This is a genomic window from Microseira wollei NIES-4236 (assembly GCF_020521235.1).
Lineage (GTDB): Bacteria > Cyanobacteriota > Cyanobacteriia > Cyanobacteriales > Aerosakkonemataceae > Microseira > Microseira wollei.
In genome coordinates, this window is sequence record NZ_BLAY01000149.1 from 1 (window position 1) to 25,652 (window position 25,652).

Genomic DNA, 25,652 nt, shown 5'->3' on the forward strand with positions numbered 1-25,652 from the left:
CAACCCGGTCGATTATCCATCATCATCCGCCGGGACACGGCACGATTAAAGTTATCTGTTTGTCCGAGATATCTATGATGCCGTGTCCCTACGCCACAACCCGGTCGATTATCCATCATCATCCGCCTGGACACGGCACGATCAAAGTTATCTGTTTGTCCGAGATATCTATGATGCCGTGTCCCTACGCCACAACCCGGTCGATTATCCATCATTATCCGCCGGGACACGGCACGATTAAAGTTATCTGTTTGTCCGAGATATCTATGATGCCGTGTCCCTACGCCACAACCCGGTCGATTATCCATCATCATCCGCCGGGACACGGCACGATCAAAGTTATCTGTTTGTCCGAGATATCTATGATGCCGTGTTCCTACGCCACAACCCGGTCGATTATCCATCATCATCCGCCGGGACACGGCACGATTAAAGTTATCTGTTTGTCCGAGATATCTATGATGCCGTGTCCCTACGCCACAACCCGGTCGATTATCCATCATCATCCGCCGGGACACGGCACGATCAAAGTTATCTGTTTGTCCGAGATATCTCTGATGCCGTGTCCCTACGCAACAACTCTGTGAGGTTTTTTTATTATGAGCAATTCAACGGACATGATATTTGTGCGATCGCACAAATATCTCAGATATAAATTGCAGGTTTCAAGCTAAAACTCGTTAAATTGATGGCGAATTTTAATTAAAGACAGTGCAGCAATTGTAAAAGCGATCGCTCCCCACAAAACGCCTGTGGCAGCGTTGAGGGCAAACTGTGGCAAGATTGTTGATGCGATCGCACTCGCTGCACTCATCCCGCCGAAATATAATCCCGTTCCTAAACCTGCTTGACTGGGCGAAACCGTTCCTAATGCAAAGGGAACTTGCGCGATAAATAACAACCCAAAGGCTATACCAAATACTAAAGCAGATTGCAGGCGCATGAGGTAAACCTTCGTTTGTATAGCGGCAGCATTAATGCTGCCGCTATACAAACAAAGTCAAAAGACTGTACTTTACTCGCTTGCGATCGCTCGGCTATATATCTGGAGGTAGCACCCCTGGGAGCGCTGCTGCGCTACAGTTGGAAGGCGTGCTGTAGGGTGGGATACAAATGACGGGGTCATCGCCTTTGACAGAAGAACTAGAGTATAAGCGATCGCAGCGCCAACGACGGGAAAGCGATTGGCGTTTATTCCTGCGATTAATCCCTTATGCGCGTCGTAGCGGACGCCTGCTATTGCTTTCGATGATTTTATTGCTGCCGGTGGCGATATCTGGCGCAATTCAACCGTTGATAATCGGACAGGCAATTTCTTTAATTCGCCAAGAGAAAACTTGGTCTATTCTCCAAGGTAGAGATTTATCAACCGGGTTAAATATTCTAGCGGGTTTACTGCTGCTAACGGTGATAGGGCGGTTGGTGCTTGTATCTACCCAAAGTTACACCGTGCAGAAAGTGGGACAACAAATTACCAACGCCATTCGCGAGGATTTGTTCGACCACGTTACCTCTTTGGCGGTAAGATTTTTTGACCGGACACCTGTAGGAAAATTGATTACCCGCCTCACCAGCGATGTGGAAGCATTGGGAGATGTGTTTACCACGGGTGCGATCGGTATTGTGAGCGATTTGTTTTCGATTTTGGTGATTGCGATCGCCATGTTTTCCCTGCAATGGCAACTGGCGACAATGCTAGTACTAATGCTGATTCCAGTAACGGGAGTAATTATTTATTTTCAACAGCAGTACCGCCAAGCGAATTATTTTGCCAGGGAAGAACTTTCTGCGCTTAACGCTACGCTGCAAGAAAATATTTTGGGGATAAATGTCGTTCAGCTATTCCGCCGGGAAAAGTTCAACGCCGAACTGTTTCGGACTATCAACAAACGCTATATCAAAGAAGTAGATGCAACCATCTTTCACGACTCAGCGGTATCTGCCACACTGGAGTGGATTTCATTGGTAGCGATCGCGGGCGTTTTGTGGTTAGGTGGAATTCAGATTCTGCAAAATCAACTCAGTTTCGGTACTCTATCTGCCTTTATTTTATTTGCCCAACGTCTCTTCGATCCATTAAGACAATTTGCGGAAAAATTCACCTCAATTCAAGCAGGATTTACCGCCGTAGAACGCATCGCCGATATTTTAAACGAACCAATCGAAATTCGCGACCCCGAACAGCCTAAATCTTTGCCATCTGTGATAGATAAAAGCAGAGGGGCAGAGGAGAATTACCAATTACCCATTCCCAATTACCCATTACCAGGCGAAATCAAATTTGAACATGTTTGGTTTGCTTACAAACAAGAAGAATACGTTATTCAAGACTTAGATTTTACGATTCATCCGGGTGAAAAAGTCGCATTAGTTGGCCCCACGGGTGCTGGTAAAAGTTCTATAATCCGGCTTTTATGCCGCCTATACGAACCTACAAAAGGTCGGATTCTTTTGGATGGCGTCGATATCCGAGACGTACCACAGACGGAATTGCGCCGCTATATGGGCGTTATTTTGCAAGAAGGATTTCTGTTTGCTGGGGATGTGAAAAGTAACATAACCTTGGGCGAAACTTATGCTTTTGAGCAAGTTGTTGCTGCTGCGGAAAAGACAAATGTCGCCCAATTCATCGAACAATTACCCCAAGGTTATGACACCCAATTGCGCGAAAGAGGAACCAATCTTTCTGGCGGTCAAAAGCAACTTTTAGCCTTTGCTCGTGCTGCGATACGCGATCCGAGAATATTAGTGCTAGATGAAGCAACCGCGAGTTTGGATGTGCGAACAGAAGCATTAATTCAAGATGCTTTAGACCGACTTTTAGTAGGACGCACGGCAATTATTATTGCCCACCGCCTTTCTACTATTCGCAATGTAGATCGGATTTTAGTATTAAAGCGGGGGCAATTAATCGAGTCGGGTAGTCATCAGGAATTGCTACAACAAGGCGGACTATATGCTAGTTTGTACAAGTTGCAAATGTTGGGAAATTAGGTAATGGGTAATGGGTAATTGGTAATTGGTAATTGTCACGGTTCCAGCACGAATGAATCCAATTACCAATTACCTATTAACTCAAGTTGCTAGTTATCTCAAACCTGGAGCTAATGGCTAATGGCTAATGGCTAGTGTTAGGAGAAATGCTGTATTAGCAATTAGCAATTAGCAAGCGAGTTTATAACTAGCATTGCTCACCTGCTCAAGTCACCTTCCCCATTGGAAAATTGCTGCACCCCAAGTGAGTCCGGCACCAAAACCTGAAGTTACAATTGTGTCGTTTGGTTTAATTTTTCCCTGTCTTACTTGTTCATCCAAAGCGAGGGGAATGGAAGCGGCGGAAGTATTGCCGTAGTTAGCAAGATTGCTGATAACTTTTTCGTTAGGTATTTTGAGACGGTTAGCGATTGCATCCAATATCCGTTGATTTGCTTGATGCAGCAGTAACCAGTCTACCCCCTCGACGCTTAAATTTGCTCTATGTAAAGCTTTTTCAATTACTTCGGGAACTTTCTGCACGGCAAAGCGATACACTTCTTGACCGTTCATGGTAACAGGTTGATAGGTTCCCTGACTAATTGTTGTGCCTTCAAATAGTTCTTTCGCTTGTCCTTGATAAGCGAGATTGAGGCTTTTATTTTGCGTCCCATCGCTGCGGAGTTCAAAACCAAGCAGGCGATCTTTTTCGCTTGCTTGAAGTACTACAGCACCCGCTCCATCGCCGAATAATACACAAGTGCTACGGTCTGACCAATCTACCCAGCGGGAGAGCATGTCAGCGCCAATTAACAATATATTTTGATAGACGCCGGTTCTGATATATTGTGCTGCGGTCACCAAACCAAAAACAAATCCCGAACAGGCGGCAGTGAGGTCGAAAGCAACAGCTCGAGAAGCTCCTAATTCTGCCTGAACTTGACAAGCGCTGCCAAATAGATCGTCAGCGCTGGATGTTGCCAGAATAATTAAATCGATATCGATTGGCGTAATGCCTGCCATAGCGATCGCATTCTGTGCTGCAATAGTTGCGATCGCGCTTAAACTGGTTTGAGGATCTGCCAATCGTCGCTGTTTTATCCCCGTGCGCGAAGCAATCCATTCATCTGAAGTCTCCACAAGCTGACTCAGCATATAATTATCTACAGCCAGCGCTGGCGTAGCCGAACCACTACCCGTAATGGCAATTCCTGTCATCGGTTGTTGCAACATTATTCTTCCTTTTAAATTACTCAGTTTCTTAACCTATTCACCCTGGTATCTTATTCAATTTATTCAAACTACCATAAGTTTTTTCAGGAATCATGCCTGAATTTTCAACACTGTTTATTAATCAATTAGCAATTAGCTATTACCAATTCCCAATTCCCAATTCCCCATTTATCCTATTTACCAAAACTAATTGCACAAATTCCGCTAATTACCAACCCGACACCCATCCACTGTTGTACGGTCACTGACTCTTTTAAAATATTGGCTCCAGCCAAAGTTGTGGCAACAATCGTTAAACCAAAAACCAAAGGATAAGCCACCGATACGTTCAGTCTTTTTAAGATTATAATATACGACACCGTACTGACAGCATAAGCAACAAGTCCCAAGAACACGTTGAGATTTACCATTCCTTGACCCGAGCCGGATTTTAGTAAAATCTGACCCATTGTATTCAGGACAACCGAGAATGGAACTAGAGCCATCAGAATTAATAAGTTATTCATTTCAACACCTTACCTACATTAATTAACTCAATTTTATCAACTCTGGTGCTTGACCAGATGACCAAAAAACGAATCAGAGAGTGGCAGCGATGTAGTCTAAAAATCTAACACACTGTACTCAACCCATAAGCCATAATTCCTGTCAACAAATATATGTTAATGGGCAATAGCACACCAAACAAGTTGAGAAACTTTTGACCAGATCCCGATTTCAGTAGTAGCTGTCCGGTATTATTCAGGACAACCCATACTGAAATTAAACAAAAGTCAATCAAGAATTTGTTCATGAGAAATTTTCCCTACAGCCATAGCGAGTCACCGTTGCCAGTCTTCTTTTCTGTTGAATTTCGATATTGTATCATAAACCGCATTCCATTTTACTTCAAAACATAAACATCAGCCACTGGAGTTTCTAAAAAACGCCGCGATTTTTTATATAAAACCTGATTAGGATATACGTTAAAAACCGGGAACAGCTGATCGGTTCGCTGCTGCATATAAAATTTTGTGACAACTAAATACTGACCTGATTTACACAAGCTTCTTACGATTTTTATTTTTTTATTCGTGACATATTTATCAATATAAATGTATGGCTGATATTCATTCATCCATCCCCTGGGTTTGGGATCGAACGTACAAACCGTTGACTTTTCAGGTAATTGTTTGAATATCTCGATCGTGTCAGCCGTGTTTATCAGCCTGTTTGTACTGTATTTACTTGACAAATACTGATAGTCAAAGTTGAGATTGATTGAAAGCGAAACCAAGATGCTTAAGACTAATAAACCACTCACCCATCGCTCTGTTTTCTTGGCAACATCCAAATAAGCTAAGCTGGCGATCGCCAAAATTATTGGAGCGACTAATATCAGAAGTTTGTAATGTATGTAGTAAATTCCTTGATAATTTGAAGCTGCATACAAATAAACTATCCAAGTAAATGATAAGAATAACAAAATGGTTTTATTCCCCTTAAATTTAGTAAATCCATAGTACAATCCGATAGATAAAAATACTATTGCTATCAAAATATTTAACCATGAATCTCCTGTAAAGTAGGCTTGTTTTCCCAATTCAAAATAATTAAACACCAATCTACTGATTCTCTGCCAAATACTAGAGTCGCCTGCTTCATTACTGGACTGGATCAGTGTCATTAAAATTTCTTTACTATTACGCCATCCCCGAATAATTTCTCCTCTCCAGTACGGCAGTAAAGCCACAAATGCTGACAAAACAGAAACAGCAGGTAGCCAATATTTCTTTGGGTTTCTGCGATTTTTATAAATAAAGAAAAGCGAACTTGTAACGAACACCACTGGCATGACAAATAAATTCGTCGAATGCAGGCTAATTAAAACTGCCAAGGTTATGCCATAAAGTATCCAAGCAAATACTTCTTTTATTCCCGAAAAATTATTTTCCAATTGGCACTTGTACAGTAAAGTAAAACCGAATAGGAAAAAACAAGTCGGACTGGGGTTCCAGTGGAAAGTACTGATAAAAATTTCTGGAAAAATCAGGCTATACCAAAAACCAGCCAAACCTGACAAAAGCAAGCGTTTCGAGTTTTCTACATTTTCTAAAAGTTGATAAACTAAATAAATTAGCAGTGGGATTGACAAAAAAGAAAATAAAGCATTAGGTATAACCGTAAAAACTGGCTCGGAACCAAAGATAGTAAAAGGAAAAACGAGATAGTAATAAAGAGGGGGTAAATGATAGCCGCCTACCGAAGCAGAAGGCCCTAGTATTGGCAAAATTCCTTGCCACATTTTCGCATATACTTCAGCATCTCTAGCTTGGTCATAATAAAAGAAAGTAGTATATCTGAGAGTACTCAATACTCGAATCAAAAAACCACTCACTAAAGCTGACACAATTAAACTTTTTGCCAGTACTTTGACTGCATTACCTTTTATATTGAACATTTTTTCCTTTTTTTTGCTCGCATTATCAACGCATTTAAGCGACTTGAATTAAACCCAAAAACAGAACTTTAGAGTAGTGACAACGGCTAAAACTAATATAATTACCCAAATGACGAATAGACTTCGTGAAAAGTTAAATAAAGCGGGATTTTCAATCGCCTTTTGACTGTAATTAAACGGTAAAAAATATAGATGATTCCACTCTTTTACAAAACGCTTTTTATCAGGATTTCTTTCAACGCAACCCCTAGAAAAAGAACTGTTGACCAAGCAAACCATATTGGTCAAACGTTGAGCTAACCGGAAGTCCAAGCGACTCCCCGGCATCCCCACCTGTGTTTGAAAAATCTCCAGATTCATTGGCATGGTGACGGAGGCAATTTGCACCATGATGGCTATCGTTACAATACAACGCATCAGCCAAGCCCTTAACCCCCGTTCCGATAAAAGTTGATGCACGAACAATCCCAGCAGCGGAATCAGTATCATCTGAACCGTGGTAACTTGATACCTAGCACCCCAAGCTGAATCACCGTGCCAGAAAATGAATCGACTATAAGCAGCTAAATGTAAACCCAGGTTAAAAAACCCGGTAATCAGATACCACTGGATATAAGGGGAAAGTCGTTTCCAGAAAATAATTCCCAAGATTATACAAGGTATCAGTAACGGATCGTAGATAAAAATACTTTTTGCCGGTGTAATCAGCGGCCCTAAAATCCCGACATGCGGTTCATTTACCAAGGGATAAGTTGCGGGTAAATCCGGCAACCCATTCCACATTGGATCGGTTGCTAATTGCTGCTTTTCTACACTTTTCCCCGTGGCAAAAAAGCTGCCGTAGCGGATAAAGTCAAAAAGTCTTCCTACCAAAGTAAAGGGAATAAAACCAGCGATCCACAGTCCAGCAGCCTTGATAGTTTTATCTTTGTCGCGGGTTTTATAACCCATACAACCGACGAAAAAAAGTAGTATGGTAAAGGCATGAATCATGCTGCTAATTCTGAGCAAAACCGTACCACCCAAAGCCAACCCGCTAATAGCAGCCATGCGCAGATTTCCGCGCAGCGTGCAAGCTAAAGCAGCAGCGTAACCAATCGTGAGAAACAGCAGGACTTGATTGTTATGCTGATGCACTTGGGCGTAGTGCAAAAACGTCGTACCGAGTAAAAATAGAAGGCTGGCTAAACCAGAGACTCTCTCGCTAAAATTAAACAGCGTCAGCAGCCAAAAACAAGCAACTACAGCCGCGACATTTAACGGGATAAAAATTAAGAAATTAACAGCTAAATCCCGCATATCTTTTTCGGGAATTGCGGGAAACCAGCGATGCAGTTGAGTTCCCAACCAATCTCCAGGAAGCATCAGCACCGACTGTCCTTGTTCGTAAGCGATGTAACGCTTACCCCCAACTCCCATAATTCCGGCGACGATATCTCCCCGCACCTTGAGTTTATATCCAGGGGGAATTCTGACTTCTTCAGTTCCCGTCCACCAGGCGTTAGCCATCTGCAATCTCAGGTCGGTATCTAAACTTCCGAGACTACCTGAGTTGATGACGGTTAGCCATAATAAGGCAATTAGGGCTATTTTTGTAACGGTCTTCATCCTGCCTCGATGTGGTTTAAATAAGGTGCGTAAGAGATGATTAGGCTGTTAATTAAGGGGATGACTTTCCTCAGTTGCACTTTCATAAATCCCCGCTTCGGGTGCGGAATAGGAAAGATAAACCATGCGTTTGGCTTCTCGCCGTCCCCGCGCAACTGAATCTAAAATCATACCGCAGGTGAGGCTGAGAAAGGCGAGCAACATTGTGGACGCTGCTAAAATTGCAGTTGGAAATCGCGGCACTAATCCCGTTTGGAAAAAATCTTCGACAACGGGAATACCTAAAAGGATGGAAAATGCTGCGAGTAACAAAAAGATAATGCCAAAAAATAGAAAAGGTCGCGCTTCTTTAAATAACAAAATTGCCGTACCTAAAACTCGCCAACCATCTTGAAATGTCCTGAGTTTGCTAGTCGAACCGGGCGGACGCGAACCATATAATGTTGGTTCTTCAATAAACGGCATTTTCAATTCTAGAGCGTGTACTGTAAACTCGGTTTCAATCTCGAACCCATTCGATAGTGCGGGAAAAGATTTGACGTATCGACGGGAGAATACCCGATATCCAGAAAGCATATCGACTAGGCGCGCTCCAAATAGTAATTGAACGCAGGTTTTGAGAAATATATTACCGAAGCGGTGACCGGGACGGTAGGCTTCGCTATCTTTGGCTATCTCGCGTCTCGCACCTACTACCATGTCCAGTCGTTCAACTAACAAAAACTGGATCAGTCTGCGGACTGCTGCTGCTTCGTAGGTGTTGTCCCCGTCTGCCATGACGTAAATATCCGCCTCGATATCGGCAAACATTCGCCGAACGACGTTTCCTTTACCTGGAATGCGTTCGTACCGCACGATCGCACCCGCCGCCGCTGCCTGTTCTGCTGTATTATCGGTGGAGCGGTTATCGTACACGTAGATTTTCGCCTCTGGCAGCGCAGCTTGAAAACCCGCCACGACTTGGGCAATAGTTAAACCCTCGTTGCGACAAGGCAGCAAAACCGCAATGCGCTGGTTTTTGAGCGAGGGTGTTTTGATTTCTTGTAAGCGGTCTAGCATGTCTTTACCTGCTGCTAATCACTATATTTTGAATCATCGCCAATTTATTTATTGGTTTTTTGTGCCTTTGACACCCTCCAAAGTACGAGTTTCGTTTCATAAACCGGATCTATCCATCGCTTCGATCGATGAACTTCTTTTAGCTTATACTGCTGTTGCTCCAAAAATTCTTGAACTAGGTGGGAATTCGGGTCGTTATGACCGAAGGCAAAAATATCGCTGAATCCTTCATAAATAGGTTTTAATGAATGTTTTTGGACTCTCTCCCCATCCGGCAGATCAATGGTTTGACGCATCACTGGCTGAAGTTTTACATTTGGATTTAGTAAATAAGTTAAATCTAGAGGAGGTACACCCGACCAGAGAACAAGTGGGCGTTCGGACTGATTAATAATGCTAGCGACATCGGGTATATGGAAGCTGTTGTATTTATTCCACCAACTTTGTGCTTGAGAACTGACTGCACAAGAGACAATTCCACCCGAAATCAGTGCGACCATAGCAATCCGCCATAACCTCTGCTGCCAGACTTGAAAAGACTTAGATATCTGAGCAGCGAAAAGGTATGCGATCGCTAACTGAATTCCCAAATAACAGGGGATGACATATCGCACTACACTAGAGCGTCTCCCACCTACAATTAAATCCGGCAGGATTAAAGCCATCGCCGTCACTCCCATCAACGTTAAAATAAATAACCAAATTTTCCTGGGCGCGCTCTTCACTAAAAAGTAAATAGAATACCCGAACAAAATTGTCACTAAAGGTATCGCTAAATACATCAAATAATTGCGCGTTATAAAGTTATAATCTAAATCAATAAAACACCGACTCAGGTTAAGCAGCCACGTCCTTATTAGCAATATTAAAGACACTTTTAACTTAGTCCAGCTAGTTGTTTCCTGGGTTTTTGAAACCCTGGTTACAATAGCCAATATCCAAGGTGAGAAAAGTAAAATACCCGCCAGAGAAGCAATTAAGTAATCCCTAACTGTTTTGCTGAATCGAAAGCCTGAATTTACAACTACATAAATGCCATGTCCAATCGCCACCAATGCAGAAAACATATAAGTATAAAGGCTCAACGCTAGAGCGACTGCATAAATACTCCAGTTGAGCTTTGTTCCCAGGCGAATTGCTCGCAGAAGTGCTGCACCGGATAGTAAAATTGTCAGCGTCCACAAACTATGGGGTCGCGCTTCCTGTGCGTACAAGACGTGCAATGGTGAACTTGCTAGCAGTCCCATTGCGATCGCACCAGCTAGAGGTAATCCAAATAATTCGTGGCATAGCCAATAAATGCAAGGCAATGATAGCAAACTAATTGCGGCAGAAAAACTTCTTGTAATTGCCGCTGATTCACCAAACCACTGCACCCAAAATCGCACCATCATAAAATAAAGGGGTGGGTTTTGGGGTTCTTCTACTGCCAATCCATTAACTAAGTCAAGCCAATTCTTTTCTGAATTGATCCGCTGATATTTCTGAAAGTCTTTTATTCCTAATTCATTCCCCTCCAAGATTTTATTTTTATATGCTTCTGCTGTGTAGCCAGAAACTCGGAGTGAAGTAAAAGTTTCATCACTCCAGTAGACTTTACGGTCGAGATTCGCGAATCGGAAGAACAACCCTAAGACTAATATAATAACGAGCAAAATCTGCCAGCTTGTTATAATATTGTTCTGATTCTTTATGAGTTTTAGCATCTCGAAAATCCGTTTTTATTTCAGGTATATACAGGGCAAATTTGCTATTTATTTTCTGCCGCAATTATTCGATCATAATCGCGCTTTATATTTTCTACTAACTTGGCTTCTTTCTGGTTTTTTACGACCCAATTTTCCCGGTTAACGTTAATTTTAGCTAGGTGGGATTCGAGATTTTCTGGAGTAATGAGTACGCCGAAGTCTTTAGGCACTGTATTCGATTGATAATTTAGCACCCGATTGAGAATTAAATTGCCGATATTTTCCCGATAGTGGGAACTGTCGGCGTAATTTTTCATGCCTGCTTTAATCGGTTCGGACGTAATGCTGTTATAGCCATAAAAATCCCAAACCGGGACTATTTTTACAATCTCGCGTTTCCACTTTTCTTGGGTTGACCAATGTCCAGTTGCTCGAATTGCTTCGTTATCTGTGGCATGTCCTGGAGAGATATAGACTTTTAAGGTTATGCCGTGTTTTTTGCAGGTTTCGACAAATGTTTTAAAATCAGCTAAATATTTCTCCGATAGCTGATACTTGGCATGATTTTTGAAATAAACCTTATAAGAATTAACAAACCTCCAATCAGTTACCTTTTTGCCTAAATCGATGTTCTTATAAGGCATAAATCCTTTGACGCTATCCCCTTCTTTATTTTGGGTATTTTTACTCGAATCTAGGGTTTCTAGACTGGAAAAAAGGGCATCGATGGAAAAGACAACATTCATGGTGTCTGGTAAACTAATGCTTTGCTTTTCCAACCTGTCTTCGGTAAAACCCGGTTGATTTTCGTTGTAGGCATTGAACATAAAGAAATCAATGCCGATGATGACCGTCTTCAGGTTTTTGTTGTTGGCGATCGCATGTTCCAAATACCGCAGTTGTTCGTAAGGATTCGCCCCATTCAGTCCCAAGTTATACGCTGGCTGTTTATCCTTTAAAGCCGCATAATTTGGATCTAAACCTTGTCTGGTTCTAGACGAACCAAACAAAAGCGTCGCCGGTTTAATCCGGATAATATCGGTAGCTTTGAATAGCCTATCGTTGTTTCCCTTTCTAGGTTTTGATTGATTGATTCCCGCGATTTTTGGACTATCAAAAACTCCGTAGGGATCGAGGGCGACATTGAATAAGCCAACTGCCGCCATCGGAGTGAATGCCGCTATTAATACCAGTAAGTTAAACTTACGGTATTTACTCCCCCAAACCTTACGTGTTTTCCGTTTGGAGTCACCTAAGAAACCTAAATTGAATCGACGTTCTGTAGTCATATGGGGATAAATTAAAACTGGAAGTAAAGGAATTCAGACACGCGGTTGAGTGAAAGTAAAGACAGACTGGCTAAAGCACCTATCCAGATTGCCCATCCCCAGTTTGGCTTTAATTTTTTGAGCATTTCCTCGCTATTTGGTAACTGAGTAGCGCATACAGTTACCACGGCTAAAACAACTAAAGTCAAGGCTTTATTCCCGTTTACTTCTGGGACGTATACCATGTCTTTCCAACTCTGAACCTGGATGCCAAATTGGGTTAATATTGCTAACCTACCTTGCGCTTCTCCCGGGAATACTATTCCCTTCATTCCCGCCATTGCCTGCAAAATTTCCATTGCATCGGGTAAGTTTTTCGCTCTAAATAATACCCAAGCAGCAATGACGGCTAAAAATGTAATCGTCCATGCTAAAAATTTAGGCAATGGTTTATTCAACTGTCGCCACGCATGGTTGATGCAAAGATACACCCCGTGAAGTCCGCCCCAGATGACAAAAGTCCAACCCGCACCGTGCCACAGTCCGCCTAATAACATGGTGATGAAAAGATTGGCGTAGCGGCGGATTTCTCCCCGGCGACTTCCACCCAGGGGAATGTATAAATAGTCGCGGAGAAAGTTGGATAAAGTGATGTGCCAGCGTCGCCAAAAGTCGCTGATGGAAGTAGCTTTGTAAGGCGAGTTAAAATTCATCGATAGGCGAACGTTGAACATTAAACCCAAACCGATCGCCATATCCGAGTAACCGGAAAAATCAAAATAAAGCTGATAGGTATAGCTCAACGCACCCACCCATGCTTCGATAAAATTCAGATCGCTAGCATGGTTGAAAGCGGGGGCTACCCAGGGAGATAAATTATCTGCAATTAAGACTTTTTTGGATAATCCCAAGGTAAACATGGCGATACCCAAGGCCATGTTTTTGTGGGATAATAGGAAGGTTCGCGCTTTGCGAAACTGTGGAATAACTTCTTTGTGATGGACGATTGGACCTGCAATTAACTGAGGAAAAAAGGTGACGAATAAGCAGTAATCGACAAAGTTATATTCTTTGGTTTCGCCGCGATAGGCGTCTACTAGATAGGCAATTTGTTGGAAGGTGAAGAAGGAAATTGCCAGGGGGAGAACGATACTTTTCGTGTTGAGTTGCGCTTCGATGAAGTTAGCGATCGCTGGAAATGGCAGATTAGAGACAAAGAAGTTGGCGTATTTGTAATATCCCAGCAAGGCTAAATTAAAAAACAGCCCTAACCACAGCAGGGTTTTGGCTTTTTTACTCATCGCTTTGGCGTTGCTAATCCGCAATCCCACTTGGTAATTAACCGCCATCGAAATGAATATGATCGGCAGGTAGGCGGGATTCCAATACCCATAAAAAATCACCGAACAGAGGGTTATCCACCCAACTGCTAGGTGAGTTTTGCGAAATCTGGAGAAGCTAAAGAACCCTACCAGAGTAATGGGTAAAAAGATAAAGATAAAGATGTAAGAGTTAAAAAGCATGGGTGCAGCAGTGGGGGTGATGCCAAATTTAGGGGGATAGGTTACGCAAAGAAACCGGGTTTCTGTGAAAAATCCTTGCTTTGGAACTAGAGATATACGTAGAAACCCGGTTTCTAGGATCGTCGAACCGCTATCCAATCTGAATGAGTTCCCAGTTAAAGTTTCTCGCAAGATTGCGACCCTTTGGATTTAGGCCACTTGCGTTCTGTTTTAACAGTCTGGGTTTGACCGGGTGGGACGGTTTCTTCATCCTTTAAATAGATTTCAAAACTCTTGAGTTGTTTGTCACCCTGATGCCTCGCGTTCCAATCTCGACAGATATACTGTGCGTAGTAGGGGAAAAGTTTCTTACCAATCGCCCGATTGAGATTGATAAAATAACCGCGCCATTGCATATTGCGATAAAGCGCATCCCTGGCGCTAATGCTTGGCTTTTCCCAGTTGACCTTATCGCTATTTTGCAGAACATCCACCTGCTTTCCATCCTTAAGTTTGCCCGGTATTACGTACCAACCATCATCGACGGGTGGCGCGGGTGCGAAAATACTCCAAGATTGGTCTATCCGTAAAACGCGACTGATCCAATCTATCGAATTGAAAGTCTTAGATTTGAGAACTCTCTGGGTAGAGAGTATCGCCTTAGATTTTAGAGTACCTCGTTGCGAGGTTAATTCAACAAAATTTCTAAAATTCCATACCGTTACGTAAGCTAGCAACAGCAAGGTGACGATATTGAGTATTTGCGATCGCTGCACCTCCAGAGGACGCCATTTCAAAGGTTTGGTAAAGTTACCGGCAAAGCGACGATTCGTCGCAATCTTTTCGTAGAATTTATTCCCCACCGCCATCAACGGCGGTAATCTCAGGACGGGTGCGAGGAACCATAATATGGGAGATAGACTGACCACATAAGCGATCGCTTCCCATTTATAGTGCCGATTTTGCTGCCAATCCACTACCACCCAGGAATTTTTCTCCTGCATGTCGGCATAAATCGATTCGTCCTCCTGTGCCATCAGCAAGGGCGTCTTGGGTAAAATCAGGAACGTGCGAATTAGGTGGACTACTTTCTTACAAAAACCACAATCGGCATCGTAATAAATTCTCAGTCCTGACCGTTGCGGAGTATAAATTCGAGCTTGAATTCCATCCCAAACTTCGCTGGGGATAAACACCAACCAGGTAAAGATTCCCAACGCCGGAAACAACCCGATTTGCAGCGTTAATCCAAACCCGACGTGTAACAGGATAAACGTAATCACCGTAGCAGTACGGAAGAATGCTGTGCGGAATGGCACTAAAATCAACACCGGCCCGATCCACTCCAGTATCAACGTAAACAACGTAGAAATTTTTAGCAGCGGCGGGAAGTTGAGCAAGAATTTACCCAACGGGGCGGCGTATTGATCGAAACTAAGCGCATAATAAACCGCAGTTAAATCGGGCCACCAAACCGTGCTAGTGGTTTTATAGGCAGCCGAGAACATGTAAACGTAGAAAACTTGTAAAGTTAGCGCAATTGTCGCCCCGGTGAGGATGCGCTTGGGTAAAGGTTTGGTGGATGTATTGAGGGCGCTATCGATTGAATACGCTGCACCTAGAGGTAAAAACATCGCCCAAAACATTAAGGCGCGCAGCATGTCATCGCCAGCAAATAGCAAGAAGGGATTGCGGTTTTGCAACGATATCAGCAACGCCCACGATGCGATCGCTGCCAATCGGGTACGATACCCTACCAGTAGCGCCAAGGCGATCAACATCGCCAAAACGAACAAAATTGCTTGGACTACGGGCAAACCGCTGATGGCGTGTAGCGACCAATACAAAGGATTGACGATTTCCCTGCGTGCGGCGAGGGGCAATACGCCAGCGTCGCTATAAAGCGATTGAATATCTCCAAACCGGATAATTAAATCGGCGATAATAATCAGCGCTACACCGATGCGAAATGCAGCTAGCGATCGCAAGTCGAGTCCAAATAATTGCTCCAGCTTTTCACCGAGAGCTAGTTTACCTTTTTGTTGACTAGGAGCCATAAACCATAGACCTTAATTATCTGCGTTTAAAAACCTACTTTTGGGATAGTTTCTTAACTCCCTGCGAGTAATTTACACTTTTTTGACGGTGACTAGAAAACCCATTTGACAATAGCAATAGATTCTTGCACCCGCTGACAATCCAATGCCACAAGACTTGGAGGCGATGGCGCAGCGTTGGCAGACGTTGGAGGTAAACCAATTGTCTGGTGATGCTTGCCAAGCGTCCTTCTATATTGATGCCAAAACTCGATACCACGGCGGCATTGACGCCCAATGTCAGCATATCTCCCAAGTGCAAATAGCGGAAGTGTCGTAATGGGCGACGCTTGATTAATGCTTTGAGATTGTGGGCGGCACAGTCTGCTTGTTGATAAGCTACTTGTGCCGTTGCTGGTATGCGTTGCGCTTTGGGATATTGGATTTCTGCCATATCTCCCAAGGCTAAAACTTCTGGATAATCGACTAACTGTAATGTAGGTAAAGTCAGTAACTGTCCTCGATCGTTTTGCTGACAATCCAGGTGGGATACCCAATCAATTGATTTAGTTCCCGCAGTCCAAAGCACTAGATCTACCGCCAGTGGGGTAAAGCGATTGTCGCGAACTAAGGTAATTTGATTGGGAGCGATCGCATCTACACCCGTTCGCAATTCTACCTGTATCTGACGCGCTTGCAAGGCGCGGTAAGCCCCCCGGCGAAGTCCACTAGGAAAGGGTTTGAGAATTTGAGCGCCCCGTTCCACGAGCAAGATGTGTCCCCTTTTACCCAAACGATCCGCGACTTTACAAGCTAACTCTACCCCAGAAGCGCCACCGCCGATCGTGGCAACGCGAATTTGGGGTAAGTCGGTAGCTTCAAGCGAGCGCAGTCTTTCATCCAGATACCGCGCATCTGCTAACGTGCGGAAGGGAAGCGCGTATTGGGCAGCTCCCGGTACGCCATCGGTGTGTGTCTTTCCCCCCACAGCTAAAACCAGATAGTCATAGGAAAGTCGCTCTCCGCCTAATAGTTTTACCTGGCGCGCTTTTAAATCGACTCCCTCAATTGTTGCCTGACAAAATTGGATATTTTTCTTAGCCAGCAATTTGTCAAAAGAGGGCGCAATTTCCCAAGGTTTCAGTTCTCCCGTTACCAATTCATAGAGTAATGGCGTAAACAGGAAACGCTCTTTTTGCTCGACTAAAGTAATTTGGCAATCGGGTGATTTCGCCCAGGGAAACCGCCGCAGGTACAAAGCTGTATAAAGTCCGCCAAAGCCGCCACCAAGAATGCAAATTTTGGTCATTGGTCATTGCTAATTGCTAATTGCTAATTGCTAATTGGTCATTGCTAATTGCTAATTGCTAATTGGTCATTGGTCATTGGTCATTGCTCACTTGCCCCTCTGCCCACCTGCTCAATTGCTCACCTGCTTTTGAGCTGGTTTACTGGTAGGTTTGGTTTCTTTTTGTTGTGATGCCAGTATTGGTTTTAGCTGGGGAACTGCCTTTAGCTCTGCAACTATCTGTTTTGACCTAATTATTCTGGCTTCTGGTTTGAGGTGGTAGTGGGTATCGGCAAATAAATTCGAGTCAGTCTTCATGTTCAACGTGTCTTTTTCGTAGATCGTTGGCGCAATTTTGGCTAACTCTTCTGCCGTCTTTTTAACGTTCTTAATCGATTTTTCATCCCGACGGGCATAAACCCACGGCAAGGATAAAATCAGGGTGCCGCCTTTTGCTTCCACCTCTTGCTTGAATTTAGCAATTCGAGCGATCGCATGTTTTGAAGCTGGTTCGCCGATGGGCAGTTCCCACCACTTAGCCGTCGTGCGATATTTGGTTACTGTAGGGTCGCCTCTTTCGTCTACCGGGTCGGAGTAGTACCCGGTGAATTTTCCTTTTTCAAATAGGTCTATGGTTGATTTGGTGATGCCTCTGAGGGTGGGGTTACCCAGCATCAACATGTCTTGGGCGAAGCGCTTTGGCGGGATGTTTCCCAATCCAGGGCGTCCGATGGCGATGCCGAATTGACCGGAGCGATCGCCCAATCCATCATCTGCCCACAATATCAGGTATTCCGGAACTAACAACACCACATCGCCTTTGCGAACTTGAGGCAGAATGCTGGGCAATATCACATTTAAACCTATCGGGCCATCCAATCCCAAGTTCATCACCGGAATCCCCAGTCCCTCTTGAATTACTTTTGAATTAATGGTATAATGCGCGCCCGAGCCGCCGGTAATCAGCAGGCGGTGAGGTGCTTTGACTTCAGATGCAAACGCCATTTTGCGTTCGTACATCATTCGCAGCCAGCTTAACTCGCCGCCGTAGCGAGCATTGTAAAGATAACCGACTCCCCAAGCTAAGCCAGCGATCGCGAACCAACTCCCTAACTGTAATACTTTCTTCATCAGAACTCGAAATAAATAAACTTAGAAGGTTCATTTGCCGCCAGTAAGACGGTTAAAGCGAGTAAAACGCGAGACACCCAAGGCGATAGCAGCAAGTCATATTCGCACTTGCATTTTTGCCAAATTGCCATGTGTTCCAGCAGCAGTAACCCACAAGAAAGAAACAGGGTAAAACCTAAAGTCCACATCTGGTTAACGCTGAAATCTGGGTTGCTGAATGCACCCGTCAAATTAGACAGGGAATATGCCCAAGGCGTCACCAGGGTAACTATTTTTTGCCCCAAGCGCCCGATATTCGTCTCCATGAAGAACAAACAGCCCAAAGTTACCGACCCAAATGTCAGCGCCCAAGATAGCACTGGCGGCATTTGAGCCACATACTTTCCGATTGGGGTTTGTCTTTGTCTGGTTAAGTAGCGCAGCAACAACAATAAAGCGCCGTGGTAAGCGCCCCAGAGGATAAAATTCCAAGCCGCACCGTGCCAAAAACCCGATAAAGTAAACGTGAGAAACAGATAAAATTCCGCCCATCGTTTATTTGCCCCCATCATTGGCAAAAACACGTAGTCGCGGAACCAAGTACTTAAAGTAATGTGCCACCGGCGCCAAAATTCTTGGATACTTTGGGAAGTGTAAGGTGCGAGGAAGTTTAGCGTTAATTTCACGCCCACAATTCTGCCAAGTCCAACAGCCATAAAGCTGTAACCGCCAAAGTCAAAATAAATTCTCAGCGTGAATAAGAAAGCGTGGAACCAAACTAACCAAGCATTCGTTGCTTCTTTTAAGTCGATAAACGGTGACAGGTTATCAGCCAGAACAAATTTCATAAACAGTCCCAATGACAGCCATTGGAATCCCATCTCGAAATTATCCCAACTGAACTTAAACCGAAACGATTGAATTTGCGGGAACAGATCCGACCGCCGTTCGATTGGCCCCGCCACAACCTGTGGGAAAAATGAGACAAAATTGATATAATCAATAGGGCCAATAGGTTGCTTTTTCTTGCTGGTAAATGAATCAACTACAAAGGCAACCATCTGGAAGGTGTAAAAAGAAATCCCTGGTGGAATTGCCCCCGAACCTGGAATTCCTTTCCAACTTTCAGCAACAGAGGGAAGCACCAATCCGACAACGCTTTCTACAAAGAAGTTGACGTACTTAAAATAAGCTAGAATTGCAATATCAATTACAACTACAGTGGTAGCGATCGCTTTGGCTTGCCACCCCTGACGGCGTAACATAAAGTACACCATCACGTAGTTGAAGATAATTTCAAAGCAGAAGACAGCAAAGCTGGTGCGGCTAGCATTAACAAACAGCATCAGCGAGAGTACCATCAAGCCGATGCTGTCAAAAGAGTTTCGCCACAGGTTCAACGACTTGGCGATATAGCGTATCGTGAAAAAGGGGATGCCCACAAGCAGCAGCACCCACCAGAAGGAAAAATCCGAGAAGTTCAATTAACTTCCTCCCTTGTCCGAGCGAAAATAATCGAGGCAGAGCCTCTAAGATATAGTTCCCAGGCTCAGCCTGGGAACGATTTAGGGAGGCTCCGCCTCCATTATCTGATTTAATCAGCCAATTCTAACGACCAGCTTTGAAGAAACCGCCCCAACCTTTTTTAGCGGGTTCTTCGGATTTGGTGCTAGCAGTTGCTTCAACTTTTTCTGCTGAACCACCGACGTTTAAAGCGGAAACATCGCACTCGTTAACCAAGTATTCTGCTGCTTTTTCAATCGTGGGATAATCCCACAACAAGGTATCGGGAAGTTCGGCAGAAAGCCAGTCTTCCAAGTCGCCCACCAGGGTGACTGCATCGATGGAATCTAAACCATAACGAGTCAAAGATTCGCTGACGTTAATCGACTTGGGATCGAGGGAAAGATTTTGAGCGATTTTATCAACGAGCCAAGTTTGAATAGCTTCTACAGGAGAGGTTACCATATCGCTAGGCTTGGAGCTGGAGTTCTGAAGCTGCATTCGTTTGATCCTTTTGTGTTTCGGTTTTTGCTAATTGGAACGGAACGATTGAGAACATTTTGTCCTCGTTGTAAAGCTTGACTAATTCTTGGGCTACGTTTTCATCATAAACCGGCGAAATTGTCAAGTTTTGCCATGGTCGGAATGACCGCAAGAGTCTGTGAAGACTCAGTACCAACCATTCACCTTTGGCGAAAAATTCGCCTAAGTTTTTCCGGTTGTAAATCCACATGTGCAAGCAGGATGCGACTGCGTGCAATGCACAATACTTCTTCGCTAGCTCAAATAATTCCGGAGATTGGTCGTGACCGAATTCAAACGCGGATGTGACTAGATATTCATCCTGAGCGTTGAGTTCTTCTAAAGCGGAGGAGGCAAAAGTGATGATTTGATCTAGCACTTCTGCATCGACATCGCTTTGATCTTTGAGGTCGTGCAATTGAGCGATGGCAATCTCTAACCCTTGCAGCGAGTCGTCTGCACCGCGACTGAACAAATCCATTTTTTCCGGCGCATAACGCGGCACTGGTTTGTCCAGCGAGAAGTTGACTTCGAGACGCGATTGCAACGCCTCCATTATCTTATCGTTACGTTTGGCGCGGTGTTTGGCGAGACTTCGCATTTGCAAAATCAACGCGTGCAAGTTGACGATGCTGCTACCATCGAACATGCTGATAATCGCATTATCCCGCAGTTGCTTTTGGAAGATACCGAAATCGTGTTCTTCGCGCATGTAAAAACGCGATCCAAGTACGACTGAAACGTCTTGAATCATCTTTTCCAGCGCCACGGTTACCTGATATTTCACCACCGCACCCCAGACACTAAATTGTTCTGGGACGACGTGGAATCCTCTGGCGACGCCAATCGTTTCGCAATCGCAGATCAGGATATCCAAGAATGCATCAACCAAAGTTTTCTTAGGTTGAGGAATGTCAAAAACCGTTTTGCCGTAAAGTTCGCGACCCATGGCAAATTTTAGCGTGGTTCTCAGAGCGGTATCCGCTGCGCCGTGAGAAAATGCCGCACATAATGGGCGCGTAACTTGGAAACCTTTAAGGGCTAATTCTAAACCCGCTCCCTCTTTTCCTAACAGCATGTCATCGGGAACAAAGCAATCTTTGAACCCAATCCCGCTGATATCGGAACCGCGAACGCCGTGGGTAAGTGTTTTGGGCAGATTGTAATAAGTTGCCGGGTCGAGTCGAGCTTTCTCTACCATGAATAAAGATAAGCCCCGACTGCCTGCACTTGCATCGGTTTTGGCGATAACAAAGGAAACTCCCGAAATCGTGGCGCGGTTAATCGGCCATTTTTCCCCGTTGAGCAAATAGCCGCCGGGAACTTTGGTCGCAGTTAAATCACCGGCAATCAAATCGCTACCGTGCGCCCTTTCCGAGTAGGCAAGGCACATCGCACCGTTTTGATCTTTAATAAAGCTTGCCAGTTTTTGTTTTTGTTGTTCCGTACCTGCCATCCAGCACAGGAAAGACCAAAACAGGGTAGTAAAGGCAATTCCTGCGGTTTGATCGCGGCGACACAAAACTCTGACAATCGAAACGAATTCCTCAAACGAGGTAAACTCGCCGCCTACCCATTCAGGCACATAATAATGACTTAATTTCCAGTTATAAAGCCATTCGATAATTTCGTGGGGGAATGCTTCCCGCTCATCCAGATCTATCACCTGTTTCCAGGACATCATATTATCCGGATTGCCAGGATCTCCCAAATCCCGTTCGAGTGCTTCGGCGACCCAGTACTGTTTTAATTGCTGCATTGGATTCTCCAGTAATTGGTAATTGGTAATTGGTAATTGGTAATTGGTAATTGCTAATTGCTAATTGCTAATTGCTAATTTTTTTTCCATTACCCATTACCCATTACCTATGACCTATTTAGAAGTTTGCACTTGTTTGAGAAGCGAATTGACTTCTGCCTGTAAATTTCTGTACTTAGCGGTGAGGGTGGGATTTTCACTCCAATCTGCCAATACTTCTAATTCTCCAGACAGCCAACTCGCTTTGCAAGCGCGGCGCTGGATTTTGCCGGAAGAAGTTTTAAGGATATTGCCTGGTTTGGCGAGGACTATGCCGTATACTTGCAACTCGTGCTGTTCGGCGATCGCTTGCCGTATCGACGCTATTACCTCATCGCAGTCCAGGTTTTGTTGCTGCTGACGCTCAACTTCCTGCACTACCACCAATCTTTCTTCGCCGTTGAGTTCGACTGAAAATGCTGCCCCGTAGTCCGGACGCAGTGCTGGATGCACCTGTTGTACCGTCCATTCTATGTCTTGGGGGTAATGATTGGTGCCTCGGATAATGATTAGATCTTTAATACGACCACCAATATAAAGTTGACCGTCGTGGATGAACCCCAAGTCCCCCGTCCGCAGAAATGGACCTTCCCCCGTATCTTTTAAATAGGCACGGAAGGTGTTGTTGCTTTCTTCGGTACGGTTCCAGTATCCTCCCGCGACGCTGGGATCGGATACCCAAATTTCGCCGACTTGATCTGGGGCGCATTCGGTCATTTTTTCGGGGTTAGCGATAACGACTTTGGTATCGCATACCAAGCGTCCGCATCCGGGTAGCGTCCGCACCATCTCGTCGTCTTTGGTTGTGGGAACGACGCGATTTTGTTCGAGTGCTGCTGCGTCTACTTTTAAGAATATGGGTTCTTCGCCTTTGGGCGTAGTCGAAACCAACAGCGTCGCTTCTGCTAATCCGTAAGCGGGGGCGAAGCTACTCCACTTAAACCCTGCGGGTGCAAATTTTTGGCAGAATGCTTCCATTACTTTTGGGTTAATCGGTTCGGCGGCGTTACCTGCTGCTTGCCAACTGCTTAAATCTAGTTGGGCTAATTGATCTGGAGTCACGCGGCGCACGCACTGATCGTAAGCGAAGTTGGGGGCTTGGCTGTGAGTGCCTTTGTAGCGCGACAGTGCGTTTAGCCAATGGAAGGGACGTTTAATAAAGGCAAACGGCGACATCACGTAGCAGGGATGACCGTTGTATAACGGTACCGTCAATCCTTCTACGAGTCCGTAGTCGTGGAAGTAAGGCATCCAGGTGACGGTGACGCTATCGGAGTCGTAGCCGCAGGCTTTTTTCAGGTTGCCGCAGTGGAACAATATATTATAGTGACTGATCGTTACGCCTTTGGGCGTCGAGGTAGAACCCGATGTGTATTGAAGATAAGCCAGTGCATCCCCCGTGACTTCTGGATCTTTCCATTCTTCTGCCAGTTCCAGGTTCACCTGTTCGGTGTCGATCCAGCGCATCGCGCCAAATTCCGGGATTTCTTCGCGGAATTCGTCTAGCAGGGCAAGAATGCTGCCTGTTGTGAGTACAAACGAAGCTTCTGCGTCTTTAGCGATCGCTACCAATCTGGGCAGGTTTCGCTTCAAGCGATTCGCTTCCGGAGGCGGTACGGGAATCGCGATCGTCCCGGCATACAAGCAACCGATAAAAGCCGCCATCACCTCTAATCCTTGAGGATACAGCAGCAGAGCGCGCTCGCCTTTAGCCCCGTGCTGTTGCAGCAACGCTCCGATGGCTCTGGCAATGCGATCGAGTTCGGCGTAGGTCAGTTTTGGCCCTTCTACCTTACCATCAATCAGAAAGGTATAGGCCAGCTTGTCTGGCTCCTGTAATGCTCTTTGGCGTAAAAGATCGACCAGCGTAGCAGGTTCAGTGCTTAAAATACTTTGCTGGGGAAGGCATTGAGTCATTTTTGTAACTAGAGAAGGGTAAATTTCAGTTTGATGCGTCCAAAGATGGCGCTACGGCTCAATACAGTGTGGCTCTACCACAGGATTTTATGTTGTTCTGCTCTAAGGAGAAGGTCTAGAGTATTCCTAATCGTTTGTTTTCTAGACCATCTTGACATAGGTTGTCTGGAACTGGAAAGTGTTCAATATAGGTTTTCACCAAAACTATAAATAATTCTGCTTAGCTTGGTGCTAAATCCAAGGCTCAGCTCGGTGGAAATCCTTATAATAAGCAACTTCTATATGATTTTACACCTAAGGGATTTCACCGAAGTTCTTTATGCTATCTTTAAACTTTTATGAATTTGTAACTCAAATGACAATCATCACATAAATAAGTTTTATTTTGCGTAATTATACTGATGTGCAACAGCTTGGACTTGATGACCGGATCTTTTTGACCAGAAATTGGGTAAAGGTTTTGCCGTTCTAGATCGCGAAGTGCCAACAACTTAGCTGGGATTGTCCTTCTACTGCCACAGCAGCAGCATAGTTTGGGTCTGGTGTCAAGGGTTGGAGAAACCAAGAATTCTGCTCTTGACTCTTGTTGTGGGCAATAAGTCGAGCAGCACCGCCTGGAGTGAGGGATACTTCCACCTGTCCTAAACCTGCCAATCCCTCACCAGTGGCTTTGAGATAAGCTTCCTTACAAGTCCAAAGCTGGAAAAATGCCTTTTGCTTTTGGTCTGGGGGGAGTGCTGCAATAAATGCATATTCCCGGGGAGAAAAGAAACGCTGGGCAAGTTTTAAGGCATCGTCGAGGGGACGGATAAATTCCAAGTCGATGCCGATGGGGCGGCGAGCGATCGCATACAATGCCAGGGATTGGGAGTGGGACAAGTTAAAGCAAACAGAACTGTTAGATCCAGCTAGGGAGGGTTTGCCGCGATCGCTATAACAAAACTCTAACTCGCCTGGTTCTTTCCCCAAATAGCGCCCCAGAATATTTCTCAGTATCCCCCGTCCGACGATAAAGCGCTGCCGATGCACATCAAAGTGAAACCGTTGCGCTCTAGCTTGCTCATCCGTAGAAAGCGTTGCAGCAAGTTGCGTTTGACACCATTCTGGTTGGTCGAGCTCGGCACGCCAGATATGGACATCTTGCGACAAAACCAAATTTTCAGCAGCTGGTAACCACATTCATTATATTGAAGCACTGTAGGGGCGGGTTATACCAATCATCTTTGACAAAAACCGACAATTAAACAAAACCCGCCCCGCCAAGGTTTGCTATCCGCCCACGATAATATATCGCACCAGAATACTCATCACTTCACCACTGTTGCCAGTTGGCAAAAGCCGACTCCAAGACCCCACATCAGCATACCCAACGCGATGCAAAGTGTGAATCCCATTGGTGACACCTTTGGGAGAACCAATCAACAGGTGTTTGAGGGGTTCCCGCGTTTCGTCGGGCGGTTGTGCAAAGACAGAAGCGCCCAGCACGGTTTCTGGTGGATTGAGCTTGCAGTGCGATCGGGCAACGTCTGCCCAAGAGAATTGCGGTATCAAGATTCCTGCCAAGTCATGGGGCTGATACGTTTTTATCTTCTGGGGGGTTCGGGGGGCGATAAGACCCGCGCTCAACCCAGAGGGTGAGCGACGGGATACATGGACACCCCGCGCTTGTCGAGTGGGGTTCGATGCCCCCGAGACAAGCATTTACTA

At 44.9% G+C, this 25,652-nt stretch carries 20 protein-coding genes; 2 read left to right on the top strand and 18 right to left on the bottom strand.

The window, feature by feature from the left end; all coding sequences use genetic code 11:
- Positions 1-587 (top strand): hypothetical protein (locus MiSe_RS35500; protein WP_226589164.1); only part of this gene is annotated, 587 nt, incomplete at its 5' end.
- Between the two features lie 83 nt (positions 588-670).
- Here the strand turns inward: MiSe_RS35500 and MiSe_RS35505 are convergent.
- Positions 671-943 carry a hypothetical protein gene (locus MiSe_RS35505; RefSeq protein ID WP_226589167.1) on the bottom strand — a complete coding sequence of 91 codons (273 nt, stop codon included), beginning with the start codon at positions 941-943 and terminating at the stop codon, positions 671-673.
- A 170-nt stretch (positions 944-1,113) separates the two neighbouring features.
- Between MiSe_RS35505 and MiSe_RS35510 the strand changes: the two genes are divergently transcribed.
- Positions 1,114-2,994 carry an ABC transporter ATP-binding protein gene (locus MiSe_RS35510; protein ID WP_226589170.1) on the top strand — a complete coding sequence of 627 codons (1,881 nt, stop codon included), beginning with the start codon at positions 1,114-1,116 and terminating at the stop codon, positions 2,992-2,994.
- A gap of 210 nt (positions 2,995-3,204) precedes the next feature.
- Here the strand turns inward: MiSe_RS35510 and MiSe_RS35515 are convergent, their stop codons facing one another.
- The 17 genes from MiSe_RS35515 to MiSe_RS35595 form a co-directional block, all read right to left on the bottom strand.
- Entirely contained in the window at positions 3,205-4,206 is a 1,002-nt protein-coding gene (locus MiSe_RS35515) for a beta-ketoacyl-ACP synthase III (protein ID WP_307731599.1), read from the bottom strand.
- Positions 4,207-4,379: 173 nt separating this feature from the next.
- Positions 4,380-4,712 (bottom strand): SMR family transporter, encoded by a 333-nt coding sequence (locus tag MiSe_RS35520; protein ID WP_226589173.1) that lies wholly within the window; start codon positions 4,710-4,712, stop codon positions 4,380-4,382.
- 377 nt (positions 4,713-5,089) lie between these two features.
- Positions 5,090-6,646: a glycosyltransferase family protein gene (locus tag MiSe_RS35525; RefSeq protein WP_226589175.1), complete on the bottom strand. Its 1,557-nt coding sequence runs from the start codon at positions 6,644-6,646 to the stop codon at positions 5,090-5,092.
- A gap of 48 nt (positions 6,647-6,694) precedes the next feature.
- Positions 6,695-8,254: a hypothetical protein gene (locus tag MiSe_RS35530; protein WP_226589178.1), complete on the bottom strand. Its 1,560-nt coding sequence runs from the start codon at positions 8,252-8,254 to the stop codon at positions 6,695-6,697.
- A 48-nt stretch (positions 8,255-8,302) separates the two neighbouring features.
- On the bottom strand, positions 8,303-9,313 hold the full coding sequence (locus tag MiSe_RS35535; protein WP_226589179.1) for a glycosyltransferase family 2 protein: 1,011 nt from the start codon (positions 9,311-9,313) through the stop codon (positions 8,303-8,305).
- 44 nt (positions 9,314-9,357) lie between these two features.
- Positions 9,358-11,019, bottom strand: coding sequence for a glycosyltransferase family 39 protein (locus MiSe_RS35540; protein ID WP_226589182.1), 1,662 nt, complete (start codon positions 11,017-11,019; stop codon positions 9,358-9,360).
- A gap of 44 nt (positions 11,020-11,063) precedes the next feature.
- The gene (locus MiSe_RS35545; protein ID WP_226589185.1) at positions 11,064-12,290 is read right to left on the bottom strand and encodes a hypothetical protein; all 1,227 of its coding nucleotides are present in this window, start codon (positions 12,288-12,290) and stop codon (positions 11,064-11,066) included.
- Positions 12,291-12,301: 11 nt separating this feature from the next.
- Positions 12,302-13,792, bottom strand: a complete 1,491-nt coding sequence (locus MiSe_RS35550; protein ID WP_444980599.1) for an MBOAT family O-acyltransferase — start codon at positions 13,790-13,792, stop codon at positions 12,302-12,304.
- 155 nt (positions 13,793-13,947) lie between these two features.
- On the bottom strand, positions 13,948-15,828 hold the full coding sequence (locus tag MiSe_RS35555) for a DCC1-like thiol-disulfide oxidoreductase family protein (RefSeq protein ID WP_226589188.1): 1,881 nt from the start codon (positions 15,826-15,828) through the stop codon (positions 13,948-13,950).
- 34 nt (positions 15,829-15,862) lie between these two features.
- Positions 15,863-17,116, bottom strand: a complete 1,254-nt coding sequence (locus tag MiSe_RS35560) for an NAD(P)/FAD-dependent oxidoreductase (RefSeq protein WP_226589189.1) — start codon at positions 17,114-17,116, stop codon at positions 15,863-15,865.
- Between the two features lie 111 nt (positions 17,117-17,227).
- On the bottom strand, positions 17,228-18,226 hold the full coding sequence (locus MiSe_RS35565) for a hypothetical protein (RefSeq protein ID WP_226589193.1): 999 nt from the start codon (positions 18,224-18,226) through the stop codon (positions 17,228-17,230).
- Positions 18,226-19,689 carry an MBOAT family O-acyltransferase gene (locus tag MiSe_RS35570; protein ID WP_226589197.1) on the bottom strand — a complete coding sequence of 488 codons (1,464 nt, stop codon included), beginning with the start codon at positions 19,687-19,689 and terminating at the stop codon, positions 18,226-18,228. The genes MiSe_RS35565 and MiSe_RS35570 overlap by 1 nt, the downstream gene beginning before the upstream one ends.
- Before the next feature lie 124 nt (positions 19,690-19,813).
- Positions 19,814-20,209 carry an acyl carrier protein gene (locus MiSe_RS35575; protein ID WP_444980598.1) on the bottom strand — a complete coding sequence of 132 codons (396 nt, stop codon included), beginning with the start codon at positions 20,207-20,209 and terminating at the stop codon, positions 19,814-19,816.
- Complete coding sequence (locus MiSe_RS35580; protein WP_226589207.1) at positions 20,178-21,989, bottom strand: acyl-CoA dehydrogenase family protein; 1,812 nt, start codon at positions 21,987-21,989, stop codon at positions 20,178-20,180. The genes MiSe_RS35575 and MiSe_RS35580 overlap by 32 nt, the downstream gene beginning before the upstream one ends.
- Before the next feature lie 114 nt (positions 21,990-22,103).
- Positions 22,104-23,945 carry a fatty acyl-AMP ligase gene (locus MiSe_RS35585; RefSeq protein ID WP_226589211.1) on the bottom strand — a complete coding sequence of 614 codons (1,842 nt, stop codon included), beginning with the start codon at positions 23,943-23,945 and terminating at the stop codon, positions 22,104-22,106.
- Positions 23,946-24,413: 468 nt separating this feature from the next.
- Positions 24,414-25,124, bottom strand: coding sequence for a 4'-phosphopantetheinyl transferase family protein (locus MiSe_RS35590; RefSeq protein ID WP_226589214.1), 711 nt, complete (start codon positions 25,122-25,124; stop codon positions 24,414-24,416).
- A gap of 90 nt (positions 25,125-25,214) precedes the next feature.
- Positions 25,215-25,430, bottom strand: coding sequence for a hypothetical protein (locus MiSe_RS35595; RefSeq protein ID WP_444980600.1), 216 nt, complete (start codon positions 25,428-25,430; stop codon positions 25,215-25,217).
- Positions 25,431-25,652 lie beyond the last annotated feature (222 nt).

What these genes read in the sequence shown, in the direction of transcription:
- MiSe_RS35540 (WP_226589182.1), bottom strand. Translation starts at nt 11,019, where the DNA reads ATGCTAAAACTCATAAAGAATCAGAACAATATTATAACAAGCTGGCAG.
- MiSe_RS35510 (WP_226589170.1), top strand. Translation starts at nt 1,114, where the DNA reads ATGACGGGGTCATCGCCTTTGACAGAAGAACTAGAGTATAAGCGATCG.
- MiSe_RS35545 (WP_226589185.1), bottom strand. Translation starts at nt 12,290, where the DNA reads ATGACTACAGAACGTCGATTCAATTTAGGTTTCTTAGGTGACTCCAAA.
- MiSe_RS35590 (WP_226589214.1), bottom strand. Translation starts at nt 25,124, where the DNA reads ATGTGGTTACCAGCTGCTGAAAATTTGGTTTTGTCGCAAGATGTCCAT.
- MiSe_RS35560 (WP_226589189.1), bottom strand. Translation starts at nt 17,116, where the DNA reads ATGACCAAAATTTGCATTCTTGGTGGCGGCTTTGGCGGACTTTATACA.
- MiSe_RS35585 (WP_226589211.1), bottom strand. Translation starts at nt 23,945, where the DNA reads ATGACTCAATGCCTTCCCCAGCAAAGTATTTTAAGCACTGAACCTGCT.
- MiSe_RS35565 (WP_226589193.1), bottom strand. Translation starts at nt 18,226, where the DNA reads ATGAAGAAAGTATTACAGTTAGGGAGTTGGTTCGCGATCGCTGGCTTA.
- MiSe_RS35530 (WP_226589178.1), bottom strand. Translation starts at nt 8,254, where the DNA reads ATGAAGACCGTTACAAAAATAGCCCTAATTGCCTTATTATGGCTAACC.
- MiSe_RS35555 (WP_226589188.1), bottom strand. Translation starts at nt 15,828, where the DNA reads ATGGCTCCTAGTCAACAAAAAGGTAAACTAGCTCTCGGTGAAAAGCTG.
- MiSe_RS35515 (WP_307731599.1), bottom strand. Translation starts at nt 4,206, where the DNA reads ATGTTGCAACAACCGATGACAGGAATTGCCATTACGGGTAGTGGTTCG.
- MiSe_RS35520 (WP_226589173.1), bottom strand. Translation starts at nt 4,712, where the DNA reads ATGAATAACTTATTAATTCTGATGGCTCTAGTTCCATTCTCGGTTGTC.
- MiSe_RS35525 (WP_226589175.1), bottom strand. Translation starts at nt 6,646, where the DNA reads ATGTTCAATATAAAAGGTAATGCAGTCAAAGTACTGGCAAAAAGTTTA.
- MiSe_RS35580 (WP_226589207.1), bottom strand. Translation starts at nt 21,989, where the DNA reads ATGCAGCAATTAAAACAGTACTGGGTCGCCGAAGCACTCGAACGGGAT.
- MiSe_RS35550 (WP_444980599.1), bottom strand. Translation starts at nt 13,792, where the DNA reads ATGCTTTTTAACTCTTACATCTTTATCTTTATCTTTTTACCCATTACT.
- MiSe_RS35575 (WP_444980598.1), bottom strand. Translation starts at nt 20,209, where the DNA reads ATGCAGCTTCAGAACTCCAGCTCCAAGCCTAGCGATATGGTAACCTCT.
- MiSe_RS35505 (WP_226589167.1), bottom strand. Translation starts at nt 943, where the DNA reads ATGCGCCTGCAATCTGCTTTAGTATTTGGTATAGCCTTTGGGTTGTTA.
- MiSe_RS35535 (WP_226589179.1), bottom strand. Translation starts at nt 9,313, where the DNA reads ATGCTAGACCGCTTACAAGAAATCAAAACACCCTCGCTCAAAAACCAG.